This is a genomic window from Shewanella colwelliana (assembly GCF_001735525.1).
Lineage (GTDB): Bacteria > Pseudomonadota > Gammaproteobacteria > Enterobacterales > Shewanellaceae > Shewanella > Shewanella colwelliana.
In genome coordinates this window covers 1-24,920 of the sequence record NZ_MCBT01000001.1, presented here as the reverse complement: position 1 = coordinate 24,920, position 24,920 = coordinate 1, and the positions used below count along the sequence as shown (strand labels likewise).

General features: G+C 43.1%; 25 protein-coding genes and 3 tRNA genes. 16 read left to right on the top strand and 12 right to left on the bottom strand.

What is annotated here, in order from left to right; genetic code table 11:
• The first annotated feature begins 12 nt into the window (after positions 1–12).
• From lolA to serS, 4 genes are read left to right on the top strand one after another with little or no spacing between them, the layout of a single operon-like run.
• A complete protein-coding gene (gene lolA, locus BEL05_RS00140; protein WP_069669923.1) occupies positions 13–639 on the top strand; it encodes an outer membrane lipoprotein periplasmic chaperone LolA in 627 nt (208 codons plus the stop codon).
• A gap of 7 nt (positions 640–646) precedes the next feature.
• A complete protein-coding gene (locus tag BEL05_RS00135; protein WP_069669922.1) occupies positions 647–1,978 on the top strand; it encodes a replication-associated recombination protein A in 1,332 nt (443 codons plus the stop codon).
• Entirely contained in the window at positions 1,971–2,345 is a 375-nt protein-coding gene (gene crcB / locus BEL05_RS00130) for a fluoride efflux transporter CrcB (RefSeq protein ID WP_028765068.1), read from the top strand. Before BEL05_RS00135 ends, crcB begins: the two co-directional genes overlap by 8 nt.
• Positions 2,346–2,364: 19 nt before the next feature.
• Positions 2,365–3,651: a serine--tRNA ligase gene (serS, locus tag BEL05_RS00125; protein ID WP_069669921.1), complete on the top strand. Its 1,287-nt coding sequence runs from the start codon at positions 2,365–2,367 to the stop codon at positions 3,649–3,651.
• A gap of 187 nt (positions 3,652–3,838) precedes the next feature.
• On the opposite strand, the gene BEL05_RS00120 is transcribed toward serS, so the two are convergent.
• From BEL05_RS00120 to punR, 6 genes are all read right to left on the bottom strand, one after another.
• Positions 3,839–4,177, bottom strand: coding sequence for a TusE/DsrC/DsvC family sulfur relay protein (locus BEL05_RS00120; protein WP_069669920.1), 339 nt, complete (start codon positions 4,175–4,177; stop codon positions 3,839–3,841).
• The gene (tusB, locus tag BEL05_RS00115; protein WP_069669919.1) at positions 4,171–4,452 is read right to left on the bottom strand and encodes a sulfurtransferase complex subunit TusB; all 282 of its coding nucleotides are present in this window, start codon (positions 4,450–4,452) and stop codon (positions 4,171–4,173) included. The genes BEL05_RS00120 and tusB overlap by 7 nt, the downstream gene beginning before the upstream one ends.
• Positions 4,452–4,808 (bottom strand): sulfurtransferase complex subunit TusC, encoded by a 357-nt coding sequence (gene tusC, locus BEL05_RS00110; protein ID WP_028765073.1) that lies wholly within the window; start codon positions 4,806–4,808, stop codon positions 4,452–4,454. Before tusC ends, tusB begins: the two co-directional genes overlap by 1 nt.
• Positions 4,809–4,817: 9 nt before the next feature.
• Complete coding sequence (gene tusD, locus BEL05_RS00105; protein ID WP_069669918.1) at positions 4,818–5,207, bottom strand: sulfurtransferase complex subunit TusD; 390 nt, start codon at positions 5,205–5,207, stop codon at positions 4,818–4,820.
• 119 nt (positions 5,208–5,326) lie between these two features.
• Positions 5,327–5,986, bottom strand: a complete 660-nt coding sequence (locus BEL05_RS00100; RefSeq protein ID WP_028765075.1) for a Bax inhibitor-1/YccA family protein — start codon at positions 5,984–5,986, stop codon at positions 5,327–5,329.
• Positions 5,987–6,190: 204 nt separating this feature from the next.
• Entirely contained in the window at positions 6,191–7,093 is a 903-nt protein-coding gene (gene punR / locus BEL05_RS00095) for a DNA-binding transcriptional activator PunR (RefSeq protein ID WP_028765076.1), read from the bottom strand.
• A gap of 116 nt (positions 7,094–7,209) precedes the next feature.
• Between punR and punC the strand changes: the two genes are divergently transcribed.
• Positions 7,210–8,469 (top strand): purine nucleoside transporter PunC, encoded by a 1,260-nt coding sequence (gene punC / locus BEL05_RS00090; protein WP_028765077.1) that lies wholly within the window; start codon positions 7,210–7,212, stop codon positions 8,467–8,469.
• Positions 8,470–8,549: 80 nt separating this feature from the next.
• Positions 8,550–8,640: transfer RNA gene (locus BEL05_RS00085), tRNA-Ser, on the top strand.
• 364 nt (positions 8,641–9,004) lie between these two features.
• Here the strand turns inward: BEL05_RS00085 and BEL05_RS00080 are convergent.
• The 3 genes from BEL05_RS00080 to BEL05_RS00070 form a co-directional block, all read right to left on the bottom strand.
• Positions 9,005–12,187 carry an efflux RND transporter permease subunit gene (locus BEL05_RS00080; protein ID WP_069669917.1) on the bottom strand — a complete coding sequence of 1,061 codons (3,183 nt, stop codon included), beginning with the start codon at positions 12,185–12,187 and terminating at the stop codon, positions 9,005–9,007.
• Between the two features lie 4 nt (positions 12,188–12,191).
• The gene (locus BEL05_RS00075) at positions 12,192–13,379 is read right to left on the bottom strand and encodes an efflux RND transporter periplasmic adaptor subunit (protein WP_069669916.1); all 1,188 of its coding nucleotides are present in this window, start codon (positions 13,377–13,379) and stop codon (positions 12,192–12,194) included.
• A gap of 322 nt (positions 13,380–13,701) precedes the next feature.
• Entirely contained in the window at positions 13,702–14,712 is a 1,011-nt protein-coding gene (locus tag BEL05_RS00070; RefSeq protein WP_069669915.1) for a phosphotransferase, read from the bottom strand.
• A gap of 148 nt (positions 14,713–14,860) precedes the next feature.
• On the opposite strand from BEL05_RS00070, the gene BEL05_RS00065 reads away from it, so the two are divergent.
• Both BEL05_RS00065 and BEL05_RS00060 read left to right on the top strand, forming a co-directional pair.
• Entirely contained in the window at positions 14,861–15,193 is a 333-nt protein-coding gene (locus tag BEL05_RS00065) for a hypothetical protein (RefSeq protein WP_069669914.1), read from the top strand.
• A 59-nt stretch (positions 15,194–15,252) separates the two neighbouring features.
• Positions 15,253–15,948: an SDR family oxidoreductase gene (locus BEL05_RS00060; RefSeq protein WP_069669913.1), complete on the top strand. Its 696-nt coding sequence runs from the start codon at positions 15,253–15,255 to the stop codon at positions 15,946–15,948.
• 177 nt (positions 15,949–16,125) lie between these two features.
• Here the strand turns inward: BEL05_RS00060 and BEL05_RS00055 are convergent, their stop codons facing one another.
• The gene (locus tag BEL05_RS00055) at positions 16,126–17,169 is read right to left on the bottom strand and encodes a hypothetical protein (RefSeq protein WP_083250266.1); all 1,044 of its coding nucleotides are present in this window, start codon (positions 17,167–17,169) and stop codon (positions 16,126–16,128) included.
• Between the two features lie 117 nt (positions 17,170–17,286).
• Between BEL05_RS00055 and BEL05_RS00050 the strand changes: the two genes are divergently transcribed.
• The 5 genes from BEL05_RS00050 to BEL05_RS00030 all read left to right on the top strand — a co-directional run bounded on the left by BEL05_RS00050 (position 17,287) and on the right by BEL05_RS00030 (position 20,725).
• Positions 17,287–17,847: a GNAT family N-acetyltransferase gene (locus tag BEL05_RS00050; protein WP_069669911.1), complete on the top strand. Its 561-nt coding sequence runs from the start codon at positions 17,287–17,289 to the stop codon at positions 17,845–17,847.
• Positions 17,848–17,880: 33 nt separating this feature from the next.
• Entirely contained in the window at positions 17,881–19,212 is a 1,332-nt protein-coding gene (locus BEL05_RS00045) for an NAD(P)/FAD-dependent oxidoreductase (protein WP_069669910.1), read from the top strand.
• Between the two features lie 112 nt (positions 19,213–19,324).
• A complete protein-coding gene (locus BEL05_RS00040; protein WP_028765086.1) occupies positions 19,325–19,600 on the top strand; it encodes a hypothetical protein in 276 nt (91 codons plus the stop codon).
• A gap of 115 nt (positions 19,601–19,715) precedes the next feature.
• Complete coding sequence (locus BEL05_RS00035; RefSeq protein ID WP_069669909.1) at positions 19,716–20,105, top strand: glycine zipper family protein; 390 nt, start codon at positions 19,716–19,718, stop codon at positions 20,103–20,105.
• Positions 20,106–20,386: 281 nt separating this feature from the next.
• Positions 20,387–20,725, top strand: a complete 339-nt coding sequence (locus BEL05_RS00030) for a hypothetical protein (protein ID WP_028765088.1) — start codon at positions 20,387–20,389, stop codon at positions 20,723–20,725.
• 45 nt (positions 20,726–20,770) lie between these two features.
• On the opposite strand, the gene gap is transcribed toward BEL05_RS00030, so the two are convergent.
• Both gap and BEL05_RS00020 read right to left on the bottom strand, forming a co-directional pair.
• Complete coding sequence (gene gap, locus BEL05_RS00025; RefSeq protein WP_028765089.1) at positions 20,771–21,781, bottom strand: type I glyceraldehyde-3-phosphate dehydrogenase; 1,011 nt, start codon at positions 21,779–21,781, stop codon at positions 20,771–20,773.
• Positions 21,782–22,003: 222 nt separating this feature from the next.
• Positions 22,004–22,795, bottom strand: coding sequence for a DUF2989 domain-containing protein (locus BEL05_RS00020; protein WP_245686910.1), 792 nt, complete (start codon positions 22,793–22,795; stop codon positions 22,004–22,006).
• A 258-nt stretch (positions 22,796–23,053) separates the two neighbouring features.
• Here BEL05_RS00020 and BEL05_RS00015 point away from each other — a divergent pair, with 258 nt between their 5' ends.
• The 3 genes from BEL05_RS00015 (at position 23,054) to BEL05_RS00005 (ending at position 24,904) form a co-directional block, all read left to right on the top strand.
• Complete coding sequence (locus BEL05_RS00015) at positions 23,054–24,490, top strand: glyceraldehyde-3-phosphate dehydrogenase (protein WP_028765091.1); 1,437 nt, start codon at positions 23,054–23,056, stop codon at positions 24,488–24,490.
• A gap of 234 nt (positions 24,491–24,724) precedes the next feature.
• Positions 24,725–24,800: transfer RNA gene (locus tag BEL05_RS00010), tRNA-Gly, on the top strand.
• 30 nt (positions 24,801–24,830) lie between these two features.
• A tRNA-Cys gene (locus tag BEL05_RS00005) sits at positions 24,831–24,904 on the top strand.
• Positions 24,905–24,920: the final 16 nt, after the last annotated feature.

Below are 24,920 nucleotides of genomic sequence, written 5' to 3'. Positions count from 1 at the left end.
TAAGGAAGATAGATGTTAAAACCAATTTCTATGCTCGCATTAAGCTTACCACTAATGGTTGTAAGTAATGCGATGGCGGATGATTCGGCTTCTTTAAAGCAGAAACTGGAAGAGCTAAACAGTCTGCATGCAGAGTTTAGTCAAACTGTTACTGATATTAATGGCAAAGTTATTCAGCAAGGTAGCGGTACATTTGCGTTGTCAGTTCCAAATCAATTCTATTGGCATCTAACCTCGCCAGATGAATCATTAATTGTTGCTGATGGCAATGATGTTTGGATCTATAACCCTTTTGCTGAGGAAGTATCCGTTCTTGATTTAAATCAGGCCATCGATGCATCACCTATCGCACTTTTAGTGCATCGAGACGAGAAGACCTGGCAACAATATAGTGTCACGCTGGAAAACCGTTGTTACCAAATTGTCCCCAAGGATATTGACGCTGGCGTGACCAAAGTGGCTGTATGTTTCGATGACAATAGTCTTAGCATGATGACGCTCGAAGATCAGCAAGGCAATATCAGTGAGTTTAATTTAACCGAGCAGGGACCAGTCTCTGATAGCCAAAGCAGTCTATTTAAGTTTGTTGTACCTGAAGGGGTTGATATTGATGATCAACGCTTAAAAACAATTAATTAGGTGCACAGTGTCTAGTTTAAGTTTCGATTTCGCTCCAGATTTTAGACCGCTTGCTGCCCGCATGCGTCCTGAAACCCTAGAACAATATATGGGACAGGGACATTTGCTGGGGGAGGGTAAGCCCTTAAGGCAGGCCTTAGAGGCTGGCCGCGCCCATTCGATGATGTTTTGGGGCCCGCCAGGTACAGGCAAAACAACGTTAGCTGAACTGATAGCAAAACATACCAATGCTCATGTAGAACGAATTTCGGCGGTCACTTCGGGTGTAAAAGAGATACGTGCGGCTATTGAGCATGCAAAAAGTGTGGCCCAGAGTCGGGGTCAGAGAACCTTGCTGTTTGTCGATGAGGTGCACCGGTTTAACAAAAGTCAGCAAGATGCTTTTTTACCCTTTATTGAAGATGGCACTGTCATCTTTATCGGTGCGACAACAGAGAACCCCTCATTTGAAATTAATAATGCACTGCTATCTCGTGCTCGCGTTTATGTGATTAAACGACTTGAGAATAGTGAGATCGTCGCCATTGTTAAGCAGGCCATTACTGATGAAGAGCGGGGCTTGGGGAAGCGTCAATTGCAAATGCCAGATAGCGTGGCCAATAAGTTGGCTAATGTCTGTGAAGGTGATGCTCGCAAGGCGCTTAATCTGATTGAGCTGATGAGTGATATGTTGGCAGATGGTCAGTCGTTTACAGAGCAGTTACTCATAGATGTCGCTGGTCAGCAGTTAGCGGGTTTTGATAAGAATGGTGATCAGTACTACGATCTTATTTCGGCCGTGCATAAGTCAATTCGTGGCTCTGCGCCAGATGCGGCATTGTACTGGTTTTGCCGAATGCTAGAAGGTGGGTGTGATCCACTTTATATCGCGAGGCGATTATTGGCGATAGCTTCAGAGGATATTGGTAATGCCGACCCTGTGGCAATGACGGTCGCAGTGAATGCGTGGGAGTGCTTCCACCGTGTCGGCCCTGCTGAAGGTGAAAGAGCGATAGCGCAAGCGATTGTCTATCTTGCTTGCGCTCCCAAAAGTAATGCTGTTTATACTGCTTTTAAAGCAGCCCGTCAGCTGGCTAGAGAAACGGGGCAAGTCAGTGTGCCTAACCATTTACGTAATGCGCCAACACAATTGATGGCTGATATTGGATTAGGGCAAGGGTATCGCTATGCCCATGACGAACCCAATGCTTATGCGAGTGGCGAGTGCTATTTCCCGCCAGAACTAGCCGATAGTCGTTTCTATTATCCGACTGAGCACGGATTTGAAAAAAGAATTAAATCGAAACTTGAGCTTTTGGCGGAGCTAGACCATCAAAGTGAGTTCAAACGTTATGACTAATTTACTGTTTGTAGCATTAGGTGGCTCTATTGGTGCGGTTTTTCGCTATCTGATCTCATTATTCATGATTCAGGTATTTGGCTCTTCATTTCCTTTTGGTACACTGGTCGTCAATATCCTTGGTTCTTTTCTGATGGGAGTTATTTATGCCCTTGGTCAAGTCAGTGAAGTTAGCCCAGAATTAAAAGCTTTAGTTGGTGTTGGTCTTTTAGGCGCACTGACAACGTTTTCAACCTTCTCAAATGAAACCTTGTTGTTAATCCAAGAAGGGGATTGGCTGAAAGCATTTTTGAATATCGCTCTGAACCTTTGTCTATGTATTTTCATGGTCTATTTAGGACAGCAGTTGGTTTTTTCTCGCATTTAACTATTAAGAAACTAAAAACATGTTAGATCCCAAATTTTTACGTACAGAATTAGAGGCGACTGCTGAGCGCCTAGCTACTCGCGGATTTATCCTAGACGTTGATCGTCTAAGTAAGTTAGAGGAAAAGCGTAAGTCACTTCAAGTGGCTACCGAAGAGTTACAAGCATCGAGAAATGCGATATCCAAATCTATTGGTCAGGCTAAAGCAAAAGGCGAAGATGTCGCGCCAATTATGGCTCAGGTCGGTGATTTAGGTACCGAGCTAGATAGTAAAAAGGCAGAGCTTGCAGTGTTGCTTGATGAGCTGAACAACATTGCCATGAGCGTCCCCAACTTGCCAGATGAGTCGGCGCCAATTGGTGCTGATGAAAATGAGAATGTTGAAATTCGTCGTTGGGGTGAACCTAGAACGTTTGATTTTGACGTGAAGGACCATGTTGATCTTGGCGAAAATCTGAAAGGCTTAGATTTTAAAAATGCTGTAAAAATCACTGGCTCTAGATTCATCGTAATGAAAGGCCAAATTGCTCGCATGCATCGTGCACTGTCACAATTTATGCTAGATCTTCATACAACAGAACATGGCTACACTGAAGCATATGTGCCGTTATTAGTTAATGAAGACAGTTTATTAGGAACAGGCCAGCTACCTAAATTTGGTGAAGACCTATTTCATACTAAGCCTGCAACGGAAGAGGGCCAAGGGCTTAGCTTAATCCCTACCGCTGAAGTGCCTTTAACTAACCTTGCTCGCGATACGATCATCGATGAAGAAGAGTTACCCGTTAAGATGACTGCCCATACCGCTTGTTTTCGAAGTGAAGCAGGATCTTATGGCCGTGATACTCGTGGACTTATCCGCCAGCACCAGTTTGACAAGGTAGAACTCGTTCAACTTGTGAAACCTGAAGAGTCTATGGCAGCGCTCGAAAGTTTAACGCAACATGCTGAAACCGTTTTGCAGAAATTAGGCCTTCCATACCGCACAGTAGTACTTTGTACTGGAGATATGGGCTTTGGCGCGGCAAAAACCTTCGATATTGAAGTATGGTTACCCGCTCAAAATACCTACAGAGAGATCTCTTCTTGCAGTAACATGCAGGACTTCCAAGCCCGTCGTATGCAAGCTCGTTACAAAGCTAAGTCGGCTAAAAAGCCCGCACTATTACATACACTAAATGGTTCTGGTCTTGCTGTAGGACGTACCTTAGTTGCTGTGTTGGAGAACTATCAAAACGCTGATGGCACGATTACGATACCTGAAGTGTTGCGCCCTTATATGGGTGGTTTAACCCAAATCGGTTGACGTTATAGAGAGTACTAGATGGACAAGGGCGGACGCTATTTTCAGTGGCTGACCTATGTAGTAATTATCGCTATTTTTGGTGGTGTGATGTTATCTACGTTTGGTAAAGCTGCTCTGTTAGTGCTAAAAAATCTGTAATAAAAAAGCCTAGCGAATGCTAGGCTTTTTTAATTTTAACATTTGTTGTTTATATACATTTAGCTGGCTTGGGTAAACCTGCAACTTTTGTTGCTTGCTTTGCTGGCCCCGTAGGAAAGAGTGTATACAGGTACTTAGAGTTACCTTTTTCTGCGCCTAAACTTTGGCTGATAGCTTTAACTAACACCCTGATCGCTGGGCTAGTATTGAATTCAAGATAGAAATTTCTTACAAAGTGAATGACTTCCCAGTGTGCATCGCTAAGTTCGATATTCTCTTTACTTGCGATAATCATCGCGACCTCTTCGTTCCAATCGCCCACATTGAGCAAGTAACCTTGGGGGTCAGTTTCAATCTGCTTTGATTGATATTGAATAGAGTTTACCAACTTATAACCTTAGAATGATTGAGTGAAAGTGATACAAATTCTTGATAACTAATTTGAGTACAATGACTTAAACGTTGTGTTAGTCCTCTGGCTTGGACATCAACGGTTAGCATCCGAACGTTTAATGGCTGAAGCCTATTTTGCCATTCGGCCAGCAGTAGGGCATTGATGCTGTCACCCAGTAACATAATCGTGTCGTGGTTTTGCACAAATGGAAGGCAACACGCTAACGCGCGGTCTTGATTTGGTGATTGCTGAATAAGATGGAGAATCATTAGTACACAAATACCTCATCAGCGGTGTTAAGTTGTTCGGTTATCATCGGGTTATCCACCCGTTTTACGTCAATCACGCAGTCAGTGAGTGCAACATTATAGGTGTCCATCGCTTCACTAGCCACCCATACCTCTTCAATGTCATAGAGAGGCAGGGCCTTGAATGTAGAGATATAGTCACGACAGCCTATCTGGCTAGGTTGCTGATGGGGCAATAGGTTTAGCACACCATCATCGATAAAAATCAGTGTCACTTGCTGCTCGAAACTGGCGCTCAACAAGGCAAAATCAAGCCCCTCACGGCTACTGGCGTTGCCATGAGGTGGGTGACGAAATACGATAGTAATATTTTTCATTAACGGCACCTAAAAGCTGATAACACGATCAGCATGCTCAATACCTGTAACTAACTCACCTAAACCACCCATCTCAAATGGCGGCAAAAGGTTCCATTGTGCTACGCGATTCTCTTTAGCTTCAACAGGTGACAACACACCGCGGCGTAATGCGGCAGATACACAGTTTATCAGTGGAATGTGATGAGTCTGTGCAAATGCTTGCCACGCCTGAGTGAGATGATATTCATCCGAGGCCGGACTATTGAGGCTATTGGTCGATAACACGCCGTCTTGGTAAAAAAACACGCGCACAATTTGGTGACCTTCAGTGACAGCGGCTTTTGCATAGCATAATGCATGATAACTGCTGCTTTTGCCGTATGCGGGCTGATTCACTTGAATTAAGATTTTACTCATTGACTGCCTAAACAAAAATTGAGGCAAAAAAATAGCCCCTACAATGTGGGGCTATTCTATCTTAAAAAGCGTTCTATTCCCAAATATCCAATAGCGATTAATGGGGGAAAGTAAACGGTTTAGTCGTCGTTACCCATTCCCATTAAATGTAGGATAGAGATGAACAGGTTTAAGAAGTCCAAATAAAGTGAAACAGTCGCACGGATATAGTTGGTTTCACCGCCGTTGACGATGCGACTGGTATCAAACAGGATAAAACCTGTCATCAGTAGGGCGATACCGGCGTTGAGTGCCATAAACACGGTGCCGCTACCAATAAATATATTGGCTATACCGGCTACAATGGCAATAACTAGGCCAGCTAATAGAAAGCCGCGCATAAACGAGAAGTCTTTTTTGGTCGTTAGTGCATAACCCGATAGGGTAACAAACACTACAGCCGTTAAGCCAAGTGCTTGCATAATAAGCTGTGGGCCATTAGCCATGCCCGCATAATGATTTAGCATATAACCTAGTGAGGCGCCTTCCATCCCCGTAAATGCAAATACCCACAATAGACCTGCGGCGGATTCGGCTTTACGTAAGGTAACAAATAGCAAGACTAAACCACCCAATGACAGGCCAATCGACATCATTGGACCTATTTGCATCATCATGGCAATGCCGGCGCATAATGCAGAAAATGCCAATGTCATCGACAGCAACATATAGGTGTTTTTTAGTAGTTTATTCACTTCCTGTGTGGAAGCTTGTCCAGCGTACAGTGTTTGTTGGGTCATCTTTATCTCCAAAGATCCTTTATTTCAATAAGATCGCCACCAGTTTAGCGTTGACCTCAGTGAGTGTTATCTCATTTGAGTGTTAATTGACTCATGAGTTCCATTTCATGAATAGAGATTAACATTAGAACGAAAAAATTTAATAAATCATACCTGAGCTGCGGTATAGGTAAAAGGCATTATTAGCAAAAACACGACTTAAGGTTAATTGAACCAATCTTTTTGCAATTGAGCGCTGTCACCTAAGTAATCTAACACCCAGGCCATAGCTGGCGACATATTGGCCCCATTCCATGCCAAGCAACACGGACTTGGTGATTTAGGTCTTTCAAGCTGTTTTTCTACTAACGAGCCACTATTAACAAAAGGCATAGCAAAATGCTTTGGCATATAGCCTATGCCTAATCCCTCTCGGAAACAGTTGATGGCACGGATCCAATCTGGGACCACCAAACGTCGCTGATTCTCGAGTAACCAGGTCATGCGTTTTGGGATCTCTCTGGAGGTATCTTCGAGACAAATGGCAGGAAAAACCCTTAACTCTTCATCTTTTAATGGTCTATCAACCGCTGCCAGCGGGTGGTGCTTGCTGACTAAGAAGGTCCATTCAATATCACCCATATCTTTAAAGTGGTAATCGCCACCCACTGGGATAGCGGTGGTTGCACCGATAGCGATATCACTCCTGCCAGTTGCTATTGATTCCCACACTCCATTGAACACTTCAATGCGAATAATCAATTCGACATTATGAAAGTGGCGATAGAAATCCGCAATTAAAACGCTAATTTTGTCGGCGCGGACGATATTGTCTAATGCAATGGATAGAGTAGGCTGCCAGCCATTTGCGACTCGCTTAGTATCATCTTTTAAGGATTCTATATTGGTGAGCACTAAACGTATCTGTTTGACAAAATGCTCACCGGCAGCGGTTAAGCTGACGCTGCGATGGTGGCGTTCAAAAAGCGTTACCCCGAGCTCTTCTTCTACCTGTTTTACCGCGTAGCTTACAGCAGAAGGGACTTTATGAAGTTTATTGGCAGCAGCGGTAAAGCTACCTACGCGAGCGACCATATCTATAAGAAGCATCGATTGTTCTGAAAGCATACCTTCATTCCTTTGCTGTGATATTTTTTGATGGCTATGTACAAAAATAAACGTTTCACAACCAATAATCAAGACAATAGACTGCGCTTCTTTATTCTTTACGGCTGTATGTTTGTATGAAATTTATTAATAAAAGCACTAATTTGCTATTCTTATCTTACTTAGCGTTATTAAGTATGCTGGGTTTTGTTGCAACTGATATGTATTTACCTGCTTTCAAAGCAATTGAAACAACTTTTAGTACTAGCGCATCTCAGGTAGCAAGTTCACTAACGTTCTTTCTGGCTGGTTTAGCAATTGGTCAGTTACTTTATGGGCCATTAGTACAGCGTATTGGCAAGCGTAATAGCTTGTTAGTGGGTTTGTTTCTATTTGGGCTATCCAGTTACGGTATTGCCACTAGCGAGTCGATGTTGATGTTCAATATCTGCCGCTTTATACAAGCGATTGGAGCATGCAGTGCAGCAGTCATTTGGCAGGCGATCGTGATTGATAAGTATGAGGCTGATGAAGCTCAAAAGGTGTTTACTAATATTATGCCTTTAGTGGCGCTATCGCCTGCTTTAGCGCCGATTCTAGGTGCCTTTATATTAGAGCACGGAGAGTGGCGTAATATTTTCCTCATTTTAACGGCGCTAGCAGCTGGGCTAATGATAGCGACGAGGTTTTGGGTTAAACCTGAACTGACTAAAGCCACCAGCGCTGATTCAAGTCAATCATCTATTGGCTATTTAACGATGTTAAAAGCGCCCAAATATGTAGGGAATGTACTGATATTCGGTGCGTGTTCTGCAGCCTTTTTTTCCTACTTAACGTTATGGCCGATTGTTATGGAGATGCACGGCTATGAGGCGACGGAGATAGGATTAAGTTTTATTCCACAAACTATTATGTTTATCGTGGGTGGCTACTTAAGTAAAGTGCTAATAAGAAAGGTAGGGGCTGAACGTACGCTGTCGGTATTACTCATGTTATTTGGGACGTGTGTTGCAGCCATTTCATTCAGCGTACTAATTATTCAAGCCAAGAGTATTTGGCCACTGTTAACTATCTTTTCTGTGTTAGCTGCTGCCAATGGTGCTAGCTATCCAATAGTCGTCAATTGCGCACTACAGGTCTTTAAGCAGTGTTCAGCTAAAGCGGCTGGATTACAAAACTTTTTACAAATCAGCTTAGCCTTTGGTGCATCATCCATTGTTGCGTTATGGGCATCGGCTGGCGAAGTTGCGATAGCTATTGGTATTCTAGTCAGTGCGGTTGGCGTCTTCTTGGGCTATAAGGTTCGCCAATTGGATACCTGGGACGGAATGAGCAAAAAGTTGACGTTTCCCGATCCTGCTCGCATTGCGGTCCATAAGGTCAAAGATGAGGATTGATGTATAGTTAGGCGCTTGGTGGGAAGAGGGTATTTTTTACTTTACAACTCCCATACATCGCTATATGATTCGCGGCGTTCGGAGAGATGGCAGAGTGGTCGAATGCACCGGTCTTGAAAACCGGCACGGGTTTATAGCCCGTCTAGGGTTCAAATCCCTATCTCTCCGCCACATTAGAAAAAAGGCTACTCGAAAGAGTAGCCTTTTTTCGTTTAAGTAATGTCCTTTTTAAAAGGCTCATAAAAACGATTTGAACTCTTGGGTTCCTGTTAGTTAAAACCAGTAATCTCTGCACAGCTTTAAACTGGCCGTGATCAAAACATAGCGGGCTTTCGCTATATGAGTTTCATCGATATTTGAGTGGGCAGTTTTAACCAGAGTGTTCCTACTGTTTAAAGTTTGCAACCTCAAGGTTAGAGCAAAAAAATGCTCTCCTGTTATCGTCACCTCGTTTGCTTAAATGGTAAAAGTTCGTGCCATTGACGATCCAAAAAAAGCCCGCTAGTTTTAGCGGGCTTTTATCCTACGTTATACGTTAGTGCTGTTGGGCTGCATCTTGGTTTGTACTACTACCAAAGAAGTTGTGGCCAATTCGGCTCACAATCTGTTTCATATCCTCGATCATTACATAGAGACAAGGGATGAGTACAAGTGTCACGACGGTAGCAAACAGGACGCCAAAGGCCAGTGACACAGCCATAGGGATAACCATTTGAGCCTGCATACTTGTCTCAGTCATTATGGGTACCAGACCAATAAACGTGGTAAGAGACGTCAACAAAATTGCTCTAAATCGTCGACAGCCAGCCTGAATCACAGCGACTTTCATTGCCACACCGGCAAGCCTTGCACGGTTAACATAATCAACCATGACGAGGGAGTCGTTGACGACTACACCCGCCGCAGCAATGATGCCAAATAGCGATAGGGCACTTAAGTCAATACCAAGTATCATGTGTCCCAGCACCGAGCCAATCACTCCAAATGGGATCACTGACATGATCATTACTGGCTGTAGATACGATTTTAACGGGATAGCAAGCAAACTATAAATTACCAATAGAGAGATGATGAAATCTCTCATTTGGGTATTGGCACTATCTAGCTGCTCTTGAATATTTCCTGACACCTCGGTTTTTACCCGTGGATACTTCTTTAATAACTCAGGCATAAAATTGTCGCGAATATCTTGAGCTAACTTAAACGGCTCAGCTTGCGCGGCATCAACAGAGCCCCATACATTAATGGTTCTATTGCCATTTTCACGACGTATTCCACTAACACCTTGAGTAACTTCAATGTCAGCAATCTCAGATAGCGGGATCTCAGCACCTTGTTGGGTTTGGATCATCACCTCAGTGACATGTGCGATAGAGTTGCGCTGCTCTTCAGGGTAGCGAAGCATGACTTTAATCTCTTCACCGTTTCGTAAAATACGTTGTGCTTCCATACCATAGAAGCTAGCACTGACTTGAGAAGCCACATCGGCAAGGGTCAGCCCAACGCTGTTTGCTAACGGTTTGAGTTTAAATTGCACTTCTTTAGCGCTTGATTGTCGACTGTCGTTAACATCACCAACCCCCTTAAGGGTATTAAGCTTGTCTTTAAGCTCTTGAGCTGCGGCAATTAGCTGAGCGTCGTCTTTACCTTCAAGACGGAAACTAATATCACCATCATCTCGGCCGCCCCCAAAGAGGTTATCTTGGATCTTAAATGATTTAACTCCTGGGATAAGGGGCATGGCTTGACGCCACAGTTCAGCCAATGCGAATGTATCGATAGGGCGTAACTCTGGGTCGACAAGTTTAGTCATGATTTGTGCACGAGTGCGACCCTCTAGGTCAACTTGCATGTCAGAAATCATCTTCTGACCATACTGCGCCTCAAGTTTTTTATCTACATTATATAGCGCTTTTTCAATTGCTAACGCAGCAGATAGGGTAGCATTTTCAGATGCGTCGACATTCATCTCTACGCTGATCCGTGGAAAGTCATGAGGGATTTTGGGTTGACCCACGTAACGGATAATACCGCCGGTATAGAGACCAGCACACACCATGATAAAGGCGATAAACAGGGTGATCACCGCATAGCGGTATTTTACGGCTAAGGTCAACGATGGGTGATATAAGTCCTTTATCACAAACTGTAACCCTTTATCGACTTTCGCTTGAAGGAAATTCACTCCCATACGAAGAAAATCGATAGGATTTTTGGTGCCAGGTTTGATCACTGTTTTTTTCTTCATGCGCGCAAGGTGAGCGGGTAAAATAAGTTTTGATTCTACCAACGAAAATAGTAAACAGAGGATCACCACAAAACCAATCGCTTGGCCAAAGGCTGAAGAGGGACCTTCATCGAGTGTAATAGGTAAAAACGCTGCTATGGTCGTTAGCACCCCAAATGTTGCTGGCATCGCGACCTTTTGGACACCTCGAATAACATTTTCAATATTTTGCCCATGTTCTTCACATTCAGTATGGGCGCTTTCACCCATCACAATGGCATCGTCGACAACTATCCCAAGTACCAGAATAAAGGCAAACAAACTGATGACATTAATAGTGACATCAATCATCGCCATTGGCATAAAGAGTAGGGTACCTAGGAAACAAACTGGCAGTCCCATCATGACCCAAAATGCCAGCCTAACGCGCAGGAAAAGCGCCAGCATAAAGAACACTAACACCGCACCACTCTTCATGCTGTCCAACATGAGGTTAAGTCGTCCCTCTAGGTAGTAGGTCATATCTACCCAAGTCTCTAATTTTAGCCCCTGGGGCAATACATCCTGTTTATCGGCGACATATTGATTAACAACTTTGGCGACATCGGTCATGCTTTGATCGTTGGACGCGCCAACAAAAAAGGTCACCGAGTTTTTACCATTAAACTTAGAGTATTGAATGCCTTCTTCAAAACCGTCAATGACGGTCGCGACGTCTCCAAGTAGTAGCTTAGTGCCATCCTCTAAGGTAATGAGTGGGAGGTTTTCAAACTCATAACCCACGTAGGCCTGATTTTGAACCCTTAAGTTGATGTAGCCATTCTCCGCGCGGATTTGTCCAGCTGACATATTGCGTGAATAGCCACGAACCGCTTTGGCGACATCGTTAAAGGACAGGTTAAACTCCCTTAACTTATCTTTACTCACCTCGATGGCGACTTCATAACCCAGACCGCCGTAGAACTCGGTAATATTCACCAAGGGCAGTTGCATTAATTCGTCGTGGATTTTTTCTCCAAGCTCTTTTAACTGCTTTGGCCCTACATCACCATAAAGGCTAATGTAAAACACCTCTTGCCGTAATTTGATTCGCTCGACTCTTGGGCGCTCCATGCCATCAGGAAAGCTGGATATAGAATCAATTTCAGACTTTATTTCATCGAGTACCACTTGCGGATCGTAAGAGTCTTCTATTCGAAAGTAGCCAGATGCTGAATTTCGATTAGAGTAGGTGATCACACGTTTCAGTCCTTGCACTCGCTCGAGCGCTTCTTCAACCTTAATGGTGATCCCTTCTTCGACTTCTTGAGGGGCAGCACCCGGATAAAAGGCGCTAAATTCAACCCAGTTAATTTCTACTTGAGGAAAAAACTGCTTGCGGATTGTATTAGCCGTCAGTAATCCGCCTAAAATAATAATAATCATCAGCAGGTTAGCCGCAACACTATTTCGCGCAAACCAAGCGATGATACCTCTGTTTGTATCAGCCATCAGATTATTCCTTTTCTTCCATCGCTAATTGCGTAGGCTCTGCGCTAGGATCATCGATCGCTTTTTTGTCACCAGGTAAAGCTAGTTGCATCCCTTCAATGGGGTAGTCTAATGCTGATGTGATCACCTGCATGCCATCTTCTAGGCCATCACTGATCACAGCCAGTGCGCCTTGTTGGCGGACAACATTAACGGTTTGATATTTCAATTTTTTCTCGTCATCTAATATGGCGACTTTGTCTGCGACAATCAGATGGCGAGCTAAGGTGGTGACATTCTCCGCTCTAGTACCATCAATATGCGCCGTAACGTAACTGCCAAACCGTAATTGATTTTTGTTGTCATGCAGTCCGTAGGGATCGTCTATTTGGGCGACGAGATAGGTCATACGGCTGCGGTTATCGATCACACCTTCGCTACGTACAATCTTACCTTGCCATTGTTGTTGCAATCCGGCGAATTGCCCCTGAATGGTGACTGAGGCACCGAGTCCTTTATTATCAAGGTAACGTATGTCTTTATCTGCAAGGGGGAGACGAATTTCTGCCTGAGCTGTACTAAGGAGCTTACCAAGCGGCGTACCCATGCTTACGTACGAGCCCAATCCAATGGTACGGTTTTCGATTAGTGCATCATAAGGGGCTTTGATAATAGTTCGCTCTAAATTACGCTTAGCACGCTTTAACCCCGCTTCTGATGAGTTCAGCTTGGCTAACTCTTGTGCTAATTGTGGCTTACGTAGGCTTAGTTCGGTGGGGACACCGTCTTTAATGCGTTTCCACTCTTCTTCAGCTACTTTTCCATAGGCTTTTTCTTGCACTAGGGTCGCGCGAGCAGAGGCTAGGCTTGCTTCGGCATCGGTCAATGCGGCTTCATAGTCACTCGGATCTATTTTCGCGAGCACTTCCCCTTTTTTAATAAAACCGCCTCTAACAAAAGCTTCTGACAGATAAACTATTTCGCCATTAACTTGAGAGACGAGTTCGGTTTCATATTTGGCATTAACAATACCGTAGGAGTTAACGGTAAATACCATGGGGTCCATTTTAATAATATCGACTGAGACTACGGGCGTATTATCAACAATCGCTTTTTCTTCTGGTGGTTTTTTCATCGATGATATTGCCAAAAAACCGCCAATACCCGCGGCTAAAACGATGATAGGTAATATAATTTGCTTTTTGGTAGCCACAAACACTTCCTCTTGTTGAAGCTAAGTTACTCTAATCCACGAAGTAATTAACAAACGCAGATCTGACGATATAGAGATATAAAGTGTAGATGTTAACGAAATGAGGTGAATGTGAAAGGTCTATTATGTAAATAGGTGTGTGAAAATTGTTACAGCATGCGTAGATGGGAGTGATTAGTGTTTGAAAGAGAGTTGCGATGCCGAATTAGTGAACAAAATGTTGTTCGTGGGTACGCACCCGTTTACGTATACCGACAACTCTCTTGCTTTCAGTTTAGCTGCTTTGCGCTATTTTACTACCGAGCGCATGTCTCATCCTACCTCATAAGTTGTCTTGATCTAATGCGATTTGTGTCATTGATTGGCTAAAATTATTCAGCTTGTGATGTTGAGGCTGCCAACCAACCAGGAAGCGGTGAAAATCTGCCCACGCAAAGGGCAGTAATTCACGCCAAGATTGTTCTATTTTTACGATTTCAGATGTTAAAAGTTTGGTTTGTAGCTCAGCACACAGTATTGAAAAATAAGCGTTAATGAAAGATTCATAGCCATTCTCTAATTGGTGTTCTGATAACGCGCTGCCCAAAAAATAGATTAAATCTTTAATGCCAACGCCACCGCCTACGTATTGAAAGTCCACGGCTGCCACCTTAGGGGGACAAGTGGGGGCCGGCTGTTCAGAAAAGCAGAAGTTCGCCACTTTGGCATCACCATGCACAATGGTCTGAAAAGGGCATTGAGTTAATTTTGCGTCAATGTGAGCTGCTAGCCGTTTTAGTTGGCTATCTGGCATCGCATTGTACTCTTCTTGCCGTGTTTCAAGGTGCCAATAGGTTCCTGTTGTCCATAAACCTTCGGGCCATTGTGGGGTTGGATTAACCTTAATAAAGCTTGCGTGGAAAATCGCTAGCCACTTAATGACGGCGAGAGCCTGTATGCCGTCCAGTTTTTCGTAACGTTTAGTGAAACCAGCTTGATCCAGGTCGCTGAGAATGATAATGGTCTGGTTTGAGGTTGTATCGTCAAGGCTTTGATAATAAACAGGTATTAAAGTGTCTTTGTGACAACGTTTAGACCAGTGCTGATACCACTGTCTTTCAACTTGATAAGAATGTAACTTGCGTTGGTGTCCTATGTCGCTATTCCACTGGTAGGGATGTAACGCGTTCTTAGGCGGTGTTATTAGTTTAACGATGTAGCGTTGTGGTTTGCCATTATGTAGTAGTTTATACCTTGCAATTTCACCGTAACCGCTCCAAAGGCGCTGTAATGTTCCAAGTTTAATGGCTTCACTTGCATTAAGTGTTTGGCATAGGTAGTTTGCTAAATTCAAATGAGAGTCATAATTGGATTTAAGATTGACGTGATTGTGACAAAAATAGCGTCAGATTTAAAGGCTAGTTAGAGTTAGATTAAATAGCTTTCGAGCGTATCCAGCCTTCGAGGTTATAATTAATAGCAAGAGTTGAGTAGGAGGTTTCATGACAGGGTTATCTGATAACAAAAAGTTAGTGCTCTTATGCCGAATAGAACCTGGCTGCTTAGGACCTGATGGGATCGACCACATCGCTAATTTCTGCCGCTTTGCTAATGGGGCATTAAAGCGTGTTGATGCTGAGTTTATTAAATGGCGACCACTGCCTAGATATGACAAATCTTTAGATGAAATTGAATATTCCATTGCAGGAAAAGGGCTCACCCGTCCTCAAGCAGCACAATACTTGGCCGTGTTTGATAAATCATTGGAAGAGTTTGAAGAACATTTCCATGACACCTTAACTGAGCTCATCGATATTTACTTAGCTAAAAAGTAGGGTAGGTCCGCCAGTATGTATTTATCGATTTATTTCAGCGCTAATTCAGGAAGTAATGTATGACAAAACATGTTGTGATCACTGGTGCTAACCGAGGTATTGGCTTAGGACTTGTTAAGTACTATTTAGACAAGGACTATACTGTTGCTGCGTGCTGCCGCCAACCGAATCATGCCGATGAACTGAATGAGTTAGCAGAGCAATGTACCACACTTTCTGTTTATTCTCTTGATGTGGAGAGTGAGGCATCAATTAGCGACTTTGTCACTGCATTAGGGGATGCCGAGGTAGACCTAGTGATAAATAATGCAGGTTATTACGGTCCAAAAGGCTATGCTTTTGGTCAAGTAGACATCACGGAGTGGCATAAGGTGTTTGCTATTAATGCGATGGGACCATTATTGGTCGCGCAGCACTTAGCGCCGCTGCTGGCAAAGTGTGAAAATTCTAAGCTGGTTTGTCTCTCTTCTAAAATGGGGAGTATGACAGATAACACGAGTGGAGGAAGTTACTTATATCGGTCTTCAAAATCGGCCCTTAACGCTGTCGTTAAGAGCCTCTCTATCGATCTACTACCGCAAAATACTTTGTGTGTCGTCTTGCATCCCGGTTGGGTGCAAACAGAGATGGGAGGCCCCAATGCATTGATAACGGTAGAAGAATCGGTTCACGGGATGGCACAAACTATCGCTAAGTTGACCCTTGCTCAAACCGGGCAGTTTTTTAATTATAATGGTGAAACCATTCCTTGGTAGCACTCGTAACTAGCATAATTCGATTGCGATTCAATGTGATTCATTGTGAGATAAGTCCTCCAAAATCTTATTAAGTCGCAGTTAATAAGGCTTTGGAGGGGCTCAACTCACTCAATGATCTGTTAAAGCATATCAGTTAAGACCTACCCCTAATGCAAGCTTTTCAAAGTAAGAGGATTATTCAGGAAAAGCTGGCGAAATACATTTTTTCACTTCAAAACGATATTGATATTTTACGGTTTTATCGGGAATGATCTCTAGAATCTCATAATCATTGAGTTCAACCACGGAGGAGCCTGGCTGCTTGTAACAGCGTGAACGTTTGTCGCTTTCTAATTTGAATGCAAAATGGGCTATTAACTGCCTAACTTGAGTTTGATAGGTTTGTCTAATACGGGCATAGGTCGCTTCGTCTGGAAGTGGTTCGTCAGCAGTTAATGACTTAATACTATTTGTTTCTTCAAGTGCTTTAGGCTTCGTTTCGGACTTAGTTTCTTCAGCCCATACCTCAACAGTTGGAGTTTTGCTGGCTATCGTTTGGCCCATCTCGTCTATGGCATTATTTGATTGAGGTTGTTCAATGATTGCTAAGTTATTAAAGGTATCCTCGACATTCTGTTCCACATTGCCCACCAACATAAACACATGGTAGAGCACAATTGATGAGAGAATAAAGCGTACGATCATCGTGATAAAGCGATAGTGCTTATTATCGGTCAAACGCCAGTTCTTAACACCCAAAGGCCGCAGTATCAACAAAATTATGATATAAAAAGGCACAATTATCTGTGCCATCAGTAATGCTATAGCACTGATGGCAATGACCCAAGCTGGAAGAAAAAGCAAGATTGCAAAGTTATGGGTGTAACTAAAATGGCTTGCTGGCACACCGACAATTTCGTTAACAGTGCTACTTGTCATGACTAAAGCAAAATTTGCCACGATCGCGTAAAACAGCAACAGTATGGCTTTACCGGCTAGTGAGTGCCACAGTCGAGTAAATAGCGGCCAGAACTCTAGCATTAACGCAATGGTTGTAATAACGGCAATGGTGCCTAATTGGCTATCGGCAAAAAATAATACGATAGCGATCAAATAGAATCGCTGCGGCAAGGTTAAATTAGCCCAAATCAGCTTAATAGATTGCCATGTTGATTTGGGGTGCGAGGCAAGTAATTTGAGTCTCTTTTGGATATTTAACTGGGCAAAATTTGGTTGCACTATATTCCCTTACTCGCGGTGTCATTTTGTCTTAGATAGGTGCTTATGATTGATTATCGCCTATATGTTACTGTAGTGTTAATCGACAGTAAATGCAGCAAATGATTACTTTATAATATGCCGATTAGAATAATACCACTCACAACTCCATATTTTAGCCAAGTGATCGCACTGGGAAACCATGTCCATGGTGATGGTTATTTGGATGCTGAGATGATGCAGCAGATCGCGAGCAAAGGGAGCAAAGACGGGATTAACGCTAACTTCGTTGCCTTAGACAATGAGCGCCTTATTGGTTTCAGACTCACCTATGCACCGGGTTCGTGGACGATTGACCGTTGGTGTACGCCTGCCTCGTGGGATGTACCGACCGAGCAGCTCTGCTATTTTAAATGCAATACCGTCGCGACGGAATATCGAGGCCAAGGTGTTGGAGGTTCACTATTAAGGGCGTCAATAACTGCGACTCAAAAGCAAGGAGCGGTCGGAGGTTTGAGTCATCTCTGGAAACAAAGCCCGGATAATTCAGCTGTCGGATATTTTACTCGTGCTGGTGGCCGATTAATAAAAGAGCATCCAAATCGATGGAATAATAACCCGGATCATCCCGATTATGTTTGCGTATTGTGCGGCGAATCATGTCACTGCACCGCTTGTGAGATGTTGCTACTTTATTAACTCATCCTAGTGTTAGAAATTTAGGTTATTGCCATGACGTATGATCCGTTAATTACCCGATCCCCACATCACCAGCCTTGGCCCGATTCCTATTGGGCATCTACGGTAGAGTGTCCACAGGTTCAGCCAGCCGTAAATGGAATATGCCAAACCGACGTTGCTATTGTTGGAGGAGGCTTTACAGGGTTGTTGACCGCATATTATTTGGCTAGTGAGTTCAATGTTGACTGTTGTGTTATTGAAGCAAATCAAATCGGTTTTGGGGCGAGCGGAAGAAATGCAGGTTTTGTTTTAAAGGGCTCGGGACGCTTAGGCTACCAGCAGATGGCAAAGCGCTGGGGATTGGAGACGACCCAGGGCGTATATCAAGAGTTTTCTGAGGCGGTACAACGTGTTGAGTCGCTCATTACTACCCATAATATCAATTGTGATACGCAGGCACATGGATATATCAAGGTAGCTCATAATCAGCGAGCTTATGAAAAACTCAAATCTACTGCGGCGTTTATGCAGCAACACCTAGGCGACAGTAGCGAGTTTTTGAGCAAGGAAGATCTTCAGGCTCAATACATGAACAATTATCAGGCCTATGGCGCACTGCGACTGAATGATGGTTTTGGGGTAAATCCTCTCAAGTTAGTATTAGGCTATAAAGAGGCCGTGATTGCTAGTGGCGTGTCTGTTTACGAATCAAGTTGCGTGTCACATTGGTTAACAGAAGGTGGTCAACATCGCCTATTAACCGAGCATGGTGAAGTCAGAGCAAATAAGGTGATCACTGCTGGTAATGCTTATACCCCAAAAAAGTTCAATGGTATTATCGACAAGCGATTTCTCCCTATTTTAAGTAATATCATCGTCACTGCACCGCTAAGCGAGCGACAATTGGCCTTATCTGGCTTAAAGACTCATCAAGTTACCATGGATACAAGGCTGCTAAAATATTACTACCGCCTTTTACCTGATAATCGTCTTTTATTCGGTGGTCGAGGGGCTATCACTGGTAAAAACGCTCAAGACCCCATTTATCAAAAACGTTTATTATCTGCATTGTCCGACTGCTTTCCAGCATTATCTGATTGTACTGTCACACATAATTGGACCGGATGGATTGCGGCCGCTCTCGATGATATGCCTCATGTGTTTAGCAAAAATGGGGTTGGATACAGTTTGGGCTACTGTGGTTCAGGTGTCGCGTATAGCGCACAAGCTGCCTATCGGTTAGCACAGAGTATAGTGGGAGAAACAGTACCCAATCTACCGCTATATCAAACGCAAATACCTAAATTTCCTTACGCAGGATTAAGGCGTTTAGGCCAGCGAGGGTATTACCACTATGCCTGGCTAAAGGATCGGTACTTTTAGTTGCCAATTTTGTTATGATGAAGCGTTAAACGCAAAAATTTCTGAATGTTCTATAATTTTTTATTCTCACATTCACCTAGGTATAGAAACGCTTACGTTCTAAGGCTTCGTTATGAAACATGTTGTAGATAAAATGCTTGATACCCACCAGAGTTTGGTACATTCAGAAGGGGTTAAGATCCTGTCTCACACTCAGCGTGAAATTGAAGAATGGGTACAACATACCATCACCATTGAGGGCTGTGACGCCCCGTTTAAGTTCAAACGAACCAAGAAGTATCGCAGCTTACAAGGCCAGAAAGTCAACATGACCTATTATCCTGAAACTGAAACCGTAGCAGGCTTTGATTTTGAAATCATGAAAGTGGTTCGCATAAAGCGTTACTGATTTAATTACTCGAATCTTTATTAAGCATTTGTACAGTTGTTGTCGGTTAATATCTTTCTATTATTTTAGAACTACTGAGCGAAGCACAGTAAATTTATAAAACAAAGGTGACACGATGAAGAAAGCCCTACTAATTGCCACTCTATTTTTATTTCATGGCGCTGCCAGTGCAAATGTCGTTATTGATAAATCAGGTGTAGATGAAAAAGACTATACCTACGATCTGCATCAATGCACTGAGCTATCGAACCAAGCGCAAAAGGATAAAGTTGAGGGCGGTATGGTCTCTGGTGCCGTTAAGGGGGCTGCTGTTGGGGCGGCAGTTGGTGCCATTTCAGGTGGTAGTGGTTCCAGTGGTGCGAAAACCGGTGCTGGCGTTGGTGTCGCGGGTGGTTTTTTGAATAGAAATAGCAGTAAAAGGGCGGCTGAGAAGTCCTTTCAAGATGAAAAACAAACCATCTTACGTAACTGTATGGCCAACCGAGGTTATGTTGTGCTTAACTAGTGTTGCACTTGCTCCCCAATTTTTAAAGGCTCAAATTATGGGCCTTTTTTGTACCTGTTTTCAGGCCATAAAAATCATCGTTTCTAAACGCTAACCAAAAATGTGCTGCTCTTAATGTGTGCCAGGCGACTATATAAACTTTCTCGGTGTCATTATAAGTGTGATACAGATCTAATATCAGCCTTTTGTTCATTAGCTCCATCTTACGATTAAGACTCTGTTCAGCTTTTGCCCATTAAAATACTCGACACCACCAATATAGGCGATCAGTTGGAGCAGGTATGTCCCAAGTACAGCAAATAGACTCATTGAGAGAGTTGTATGTAGGCTCATTAAGTTTGCGAGAGAAAGCGAATTTTGCGAGTCGACGCCCTGCGGAGATAGTAAAGATGTTGGTTAATTCTGAATGTATGTTAGTCAGAGATTTTTTACTGGCTCACTACCTCGCCGATACAAGAGTACCGATTAAGTCGTTACTGCAGCAAAAGAAGCGAAGCTTAGACCTCTACCGCTATATCTTGACTGCAAAGCTGATACCCGTCGAAAAAGAGATTCTATTGAGCTACATGAATGCGAATATTCATCAATTAGATGAAGTGATTGTAGAGGTAAAGCATTAGCATAAAAAAGGAGCCATAAGGCTCCTTTTTCTATGTTGAGGCTAATTATTTAGCTGTCATCAACGCTACTGCGTTATCTAGCATGCGGTTACTGAAACCCCACTCGTTATCGTACCAAGCCATAACTTTAACTAGACGACCGTTAACACGGGTTTGTGTCGCATCAAAGTTTGATGAGTATGGATTATGGTTAAAGTCGATAGAGACTAACGGCTCTTTGTTTACCGCTAATACTTCGCTCATTGGCGCAACGCTTGCCGCTTTTTCAATAATCGCGTTGATCTCTTCAACTGTAGTGTCTCGAGCTGCGATAAATGATAGGTCAACCAGTGAAACGTTTACGGTTGGTACACGAACCGCTAAACCATCGAACTTGCCTGCAAGTTCAGGTACAACCAAACCGACAGCAGCCGCTGCACCTGTTTTAGTTGGGATCATTGACATGGCCGCTGCACGAGCACGACGTAGATCGGTGTGGTACACATCCGATAGACGTTGATCATTGGTGTATGCATGAATAGTGGTCATTAAACCTGATTCAATACCAATTTCGTCATTTAACGGCTTAGCAAAAGGTGCCAAACAGTTTGTAGTACATGATGCGTTAGAGATAACGGTCATGTCTGCAGTGATTTCATTGTTATTTACACCGTAAACAACGGTTGCATCAACATTCTTACCTGGTGCAGAGATGATAACTTTTTTAGCGCCTGCATTAAGGTGAGGTTGAACAGCTTCTTTTGAAGTGAAGATACCGGTACATTCGAACACCACGTCAACGTTTAGCTCTGCCCAAGGAAGCTTAGCTGGATCACGCTCAGAAAACGTCTTAATCTTGTCTTCGTTTACGTAGATAGCTTCTTCATCATGTTCAACTTTTGCATTGAAGCGACCATGTACTGAATCGTACTTGGTTAGGTGAGCATTGATTGAAGCATCGCCAAGATCGTTAATCGCAACGATCTTAATTGGATAGCCTTTTTCACTTTCATAAAGTGCGCGAAGTACGTTTCTTCCGATACGGCCATAGCCGTTAATTGCAACGCGGATAGTCATCTCATATCCCTCAGGTAATGTATAAAAATAATCTGGTAGTAAAATTACCAAATTGACAGCTATCGTCAAGTAATATCCCGCGTTATGCGCCAATTAGCTTAACAATTTTGCTGGTTTCTTTACAAAGATCAGGTTTTTTACAAAAAATGGTGTTTATTTTGTAAAAAAAATACTAGTGGCAAACATTTTGCTCAGTGGCCAGACGAGCCATTCTATCCCAAGCTATTTTTCTGATGGGCGATTAAGCTGCTGGCGAAGTTCACTAGAAGGGTAGTCACCATTTTTAAGTTGTTCAACTAAGCTTTCGGCTTGTTTATCTAAAAATGATTGCAGCTGAACATCACCATTAATCAAGGCTGACATTCTAGCGTCTGATGCGGTGTTTTTAGTCATCAAGACATTGGCTTTAGAAAACAGGTAGGTCTTCTCTAGATCACTTTTCTGTTGGTAGATACTGGCTAAACCAAGTAACCAGTCAGGGTTGACCTGTTCTGGAGATACCAAATCAAGTAACGTCAAATAGAGCGTCTTTGCTCGCTCAATATTGGATTTTTGATAGTAGGCCGCTAGGTGAGCAAGGATCAGTGGGTCGGTTATCTCATTATTGACCTCTGCATGGATCACTCTGGCTTGGGCGTTGAGATTGCCAAATCTTATCCAGTGGTAAAATGACAGATAGAGATCTGTGCTGTCTTTAGTTGAATCTTGCAGCTGAGCAAGGTTTTGGGCACTGATCCCAAAAGCCCGAACTCTGTCGTTGGTGCGTTCAGGGTGGAGAATATGTTGTACGCCAGCAGCAAGTTCGATGCACTTGCTATAGTTTTCGAGGTTGATTAGTTGCTGATATATCTGTTTACCTGTTGGGTTAGGGGTATTTTTCAGCAGGAAACGCTTTTTAATAAGGTCCGCTTTTTCAAATCTGCACCAACTATCGCTATGTAGATCGTCACAAAGTTCAGGATTATTTTTACATATCGTGGTTGTATTAGCACCATTATCGCAGCCAAATAGCATCGAAATCATTAAAATCGATATTATTGGTGTAATGATTACAAAGTAATTGCGCAATCGGACATCCTTTCGTGGTTTTTTCTAATATTATTACACGGTTACAGAAAATATCTTACTAGATCGAAAGGCGACTTTTCTTTACAATGTCGCCGACCAATACGAGGAATTATATTCCGATAATAATAGATTATTGGTCTTTTCTTTTTGTTACTCAAACATTTCTACAAATATAGTAGTTAAAGTGAGATAAAGGATCTGTAAATGACCGCTGATAAACACCTACAAAGTTGGCAAGAACGTTTCGAAATGGCTGAGGCAATGCAGCCGTTATTGGGAAAATTATATCGTAACCAGGGTGTAGAAGTCGTTCTATACGGTAAACCCCTTCTTAATGCTTCAACAATTGAAATCATTAAGTCTCACCGCTTAGTTCGTCGTCATGTTGGTGATAAATTAAGATTGCGTGAAAGCTTCCCGTTTGTCGAGGCATTAAGCAAACTTGCCGTAAAACAATGTAAAGTTGATATCGGTAAGCTGGCGATCAATTACTGGCGTGAACATAGCGATGCAAGCCAAGTTGAAGCCTACATGAGCCAAGCATTGGCATCAGCTATCGACCATGATGATAATCAGCAAGCACGTGATGTCGTACTATACGGTTTTGGGCGCATTGGTCGTCTACTTGCGCGCCTGCTAATTGAAAGAACGGGCGTAAGTAACAAACTATGTTTGCGGGCGATCGTGTTACGCGGTGGTCGTAAAGGCGATTTAGAAAAACGTGCCAGCTTATTACGTCGTGATTCAGTTCATGGTCCATTTAATGGTTCAGTAGAAGTTGATGAAGAAAATAATGCAATCATTGCAAACGGTACTTACATTCAGGTCATCTACGCGAATTCGCCAGATGAGATTGACTACACCAAGTATGGTATCAATGATGCGTTAGTTGTCGATAATACAGGTATCTGGAAAGATGAAGCCGGTCTAGGGCTGCATTTGAAGTCTAACGGTGCCACAAAAGTGTTGTTAACTGCACCGGCAAAAGGTGCGATTAAGAATATCGTATACGGCGTTAATGAGAATGACATTCTTGATGAAGATACTATCGTCTCTGCAGCAAGCTGCACGACGAATGCCATCACACCAGTATTAAAAGCGGTTAATGACAAATACGGTATTGTAAATGGTCATGTTGAGACTATTCACTCTTATACGAATGATCAAAACCTTATTGATAACTACCATAGTGCCGATCGTCGTGGCCGCAGTGCACCGTTAAACATGGTTATCACAGAAACTGGCGCGGCTAAGGCTGTATCTAAAGCGCTTCCAGTGCTTGAGGGTAAGCTAACAGGTAATGCGATTCGTGTACCAACGCCAAATGTATCTATGGCGATTATCAGCCTTAACTTGAATGGCGAAACCAACAAACAAGATATGAATGAGTATCTTCGTAATGTTGCCTTATGCTCTGAGTTGCAAAATCAAGTAGATTTCACCGAATCAACAGAGATAGTGTCATCGGATCTCGTTGGCTCGCGTTATGCCGGCGTTGTTGATTCCCAAGCAACGATTGCTGAAGGCAATAGAACGATTTTATACGTTTGGTATGACAACGAATTTGGTTATAGCTGCCAAGTTGTTGGTGTGATGCAAAAGATGCTTGGTTTGCATTACCAATCGCTACCTGTTGCGTAAATTAGCTTAATTCACAAAACGCCTTGGCCATTGCCAAGGCGTTTTTGTTTATGTAATCACCATTTTGACGAACAAAAAAACATAAAGGCGATTATTGCAGCAAACAGTTAATTAAACTCAATTATTGTTGTTTTTCACGTTGACTCTTTTAGTTAAATCGGTAGAATGCCATTCCGCAGTCAGGGGAAAGCTTCTTCAGGATACCTTTGGCTGAGATTGAACGTATTAAGATATGCGACATTAGCTCAGTTGGTAGAGCGATACCTTGCCAAGGTATAGGTCATCGGTTCGAACCCGATATGTCGCTCCAATTATTATTGGACTTAGACATTCAATGTATGGCGCGATGGCAGAATGGCTATGCTGCGGATTGCAAATCCGTCGATCTCGGTTCGACTCCGGGTCGCGCCTCCACTTTAAGTTTTAACGC